The following is a 3,415-nucleotide window of genomic DNA, read 5'->3' on the forward strand; positions in this document are numbered from 1 at the left end:
GTTCGATGTCCGTGCTCCGCGCTCGTGCCATTGCCGTCCCTCCGACGTGTCCGCCCTACACGGTAGTCACCCGAACCGACCCGTGCCCCGGCGGTCGCCACGCCGGGTCGGTCGCCGACGGTGGCGACCGACCCGGGATGGCGTCAGCCGCCGTTGCTGGGGCGTCGGGCGGTGATCCGGAACGTGGTCCCCACGCCGGCGATCCGGTCCACCGCGGCCAGGAACTTGGGGCCCATGGCGGCCCGGGCCTGCACCGCCGGGTGGGTCGCGCCGAAGTCCTCCGGGTTGGCCTGCCCGTCGGCGAAGAGCGCGTAGGTGAGCACCGCCGCACCGGAACGGTCGAAGATCACCCCGGCCTCGTGCCGGGCGTCGGCGAACCAGCCGGCCTTGGTGGCGACCCGGGCCCGCTCGTCGGAGGACATCGTGCGCCGGATGCCGTCGGTGAACGCCACCGGGGAGCGCAGCAGGCCCAACAGGTACGTCGTCGAGGCGGGGGAGAGCAGCGTGCCGGCGACCAGGGCGCGCAGCAGGTCGTGCGTCTCGCGCGGGGTGCTGGTGCCGAGGAAGAACCGGTTCGGGTTGGCCACCGGCTCGACCTGGGTGTTCGGGAAGCCCTTGGCGACCAGGATGGAGTTGATCTCGGCGGCCGGGGCGACCAGGCCGCACAGCCGCACCGCCGTGTCGTCCGAGACGGTCAGCAGGTTGGCCAGCACGTGCCCGATGGTCACCCGGCTCGGGTACGCGCCGTCGAGGCTGAAGATGCCGTCACCGCCCGGTACGACGATCGCCGCGCTCACCTCGACCTGCTGGTCCAGGGTGAGCAGCCCTCGGTCGACCTTGTCGAGCACCGCCGTGGCGACCGCGATCTTGTTGACGCTGTACGCCTCGATCCGCCGGTCCGGGTCGGCCTGCACCGCGACCACCGGCGCACCGGCCGGGTCGGCGACGCTGACGTACGCCTGCCAGTTGCCACCGGCCTCGGTGCTGTGCTTGGTGAAGACGGCGGCGACCCGTCGGGCGGCCCGAGCGGGGGTGGTCGGCGACGTCTCGGTGGCCTCGGCGGCGCTCGCCGGGGCGGCGGCGCCCAGCACCGTGCCGGCGGTGGCCACGGTGCCCAAACCGAGTGCCGTTCTGCGGTTCAGTCGCATGATGAATCGTCTCCCCGATCGTGGTGCGCCAGAGCGCTTGCTGGCCCACCACCCTATGCGAGTTGATCGATACACGACGCCCCCGGATCGTCCTGAGTGGCTCAGCCGAGCCGCCGGCGCAGCGCGGCGCCTACCGCGCCAACCGGTCCGAACACGAGTTGTCGCAGGTCGGGAAGGTGACCACCGTGCACCGCCTCGCCGGCCGGGTTCGGCGCGAAGACCGAGCCGTCGTGCGCGGCGACCGGGCGTCCGCTGAGCCCCGCCGCCCGCATCAGCGGTCCGACCAACACGTCATAAACCCCCGGCAGTACGGTGAAACCGGCGCGCAGCACCACGTTGAGCCGGCCCACCGACACCTCCCGGCGGGGCCGGTCCACACAGTCCACGATGGCCCGCGCCACCCGCTGCGGCCGGGCGATCGGCGCGGGCGGCCGCCCGATCCGGCCCAGGTAGTTGGCCGCCTGCTGGTACACGGGAGTGTCCACGCTGCCCGGGTTGACCAGGCACAGCCGGATCGCCGGGCGGTCGCGCAACTCCTGCTGCACCGCCCGGACGAAACCCTGCAACCCCCACTTGCTCGTCACGTACGCGCTCATGTACGGCGCGGTGATGTGCCCGAGAACCGACCCGGTGAGGATCACCGTGCCGGCCCCGGCGACCCGGAAGTGCCGCAACGCCACCCGCACCGAGGCCGCCGCGCCGAGCAGGTCGGTCCGCACCACCTGGTCGAAGACCTGTTCCGGCAGCTCGTCGAAGCGCCCGTAGGCCATCACCGCCGCCGTGTGCACCCACACGTCGATGCGGCCGAAACGCTCGACCGCCGCGCCCGCGAGCGTGCCCAGCGCGTCCGGCTCGGTCACGTCGGTCGGCACGGTCAGCACCTCAGCCTCGGCGCACTCGGCGCGTACCTCGGCCAGGGTCGTGGCGGCGCGGGCAGCGAGGACCAGGCGGTCGCCGCGCTCGGCGAACGCCCGCGCCGTCGCCCGGCCGATCCCGCTGCTCGCGCCAACGATCACGACCACCCGGCTCACGGCGCACCCCTCGCCCTCATGGTGCGAGCACGACCTTGATGCAGCCGTCCTCCTTCTTCTGGAACATCTCGTACGCCTGCGGCGCCCGGGCCAGCGGCACCCGGTGGGTACGCAGGTCCTCCACGCCCAGCGGGTCGTCGTCGCCGGCGAGCAGCGGCAGGATCTCGTCGGTCCACCGGCGCACGTGACACTGCCCCATCCGCAGCTGGACACCCCGGTCGAACATCTCCATCAACGGCATCGGGTCCGCCTCACCGCCGTACACCCCGGAGATCGACACCGTCCCGCCGCGGCGTACCGCCTTGAGCGCGGCGTGCAGGACGGAGAGTCGGTCCACCCCCGCCCGGTCGGTCATCGTCTGGGCCACCTTGTCCGGCAGCAGCCCGGCGGCCGTCTGGGCCAGCTTGCCCATTGGCGAACCGTGCGCCTCCATACCCACCGCGTCGATCACCGCATCCGGGCCGCGGCCGTCGACCAGGTCGATCAGCGCGCCCGGCACGTCGGACAGCTCGCTGACGTCGAGCACCTCGATGCCGTGCCGGCGGGCCAGCTCCAGCCGCTCGGGCACCAGGTCCAGCCCGATCACCCGGCCCGCGCCGAGGTGGCGGCCGATCCGTGCGCAGAACTGCCCGACCGGACCCAACCCGAAGACGGCCAGGGTGCCACCCGGCGGGGTGTCCGCGTACTTCACCGCCTGCCAGGCGGTCGGCAGGATGTCGGACAGGTAGAGGTACCGCTCGTCGGCGCCGGTCTGCGGGATCTTGATCGGCCCGAAGTGGGCCTGCGGGACGCGCAGGTACTCGGCCTGCCCGCCCGGCACCGAACCGTAGAGCGAGGTGTAGCCGAACAGGGCCGCGCCCTTGCCCTCGCTGGTGACCTGGGTGGTCTCGCACTGGGCGTAGAGCTGGCGCGAACACATCCAGCAACTGCCGCAGGCGATGTTGAACGGCACCACCACCCGGTCGCCGGGCTTGAGCCCGGTCACCTCCGGCCCGACCTCCTCGACGATGCCCATCGGCTCGTGGCCCAGGATGTCACCGGGCTTCAGGTACGGCCCGAGCACCTCGTACAGGTGCAGGTCCGAGCCGCAGATAGCGGTCGAGGTGATCTTCACGATCGCGTCGGTCGGCTCCTCGATCCGAGGGTCCGGGACCTCCTCGACCCGTACGTCCCGCTTGCCCTGCCAGGTGAGTGCCTTCATGTCCCTCGTCCCCTCTCCACGCTGCCTGAGAGGAC

At 72.4% G+C, this 3,415-nt stretch carries 3 protein-coding genes; all 3 read right to left on the reverse strand.

Annotation, left to right across the window (positions count from 1 at the left end; genetic code table 11):
* Positions 1-143: 143 nt before the first annotated feature.
* On the reverse strand, positions 144-1,148 hold the full coding sequence (locus tag KBX53_RS26775; protein ID WP_210862298.1) for a serine hydrolase: 1,005 nt from the start codon (positions 1,146-1,148) through the stop codon (positions 144-146).
* A 101-nt stretch (positions 1,149-1,249) separates the two neighbouring features.
* Entirely contained in the window at positions 1,250-2,179 is a 930-nt protein-coding gene (locus KBX53_RS26780; protein ID WP_210862300.1) for an SDR family NAD(P)-dependent oxidoreductase, read from the reverse strand.
* A 16-nt stretch (positions 2,180-2,195) separates the two neighbouring features.
* On the reverse strand, positions 2,196-3,380 hold the full coding sequence (locus KBX53_RS26785) for a zinc-dependent alcohol dehydrogenase (RefSeq protein WP_030335107.1): 1,185 nt from the start codon (positions 3,378-3,380) through the stop codon (positions 2,196-2,198).
* Positions 3,381-3,415 lie beyond the last annotated feature (35 nt).

It is taken from the genome of Micromonospora sp. M51, assembly GCF_018070305.1.
GTDB classification, from domain to species: Bacteria; Actinomycetota; Actinomycetes; order Mycobacteriales; family Micromonosporaceae; genus Micromonospora; species Micromonospora parva.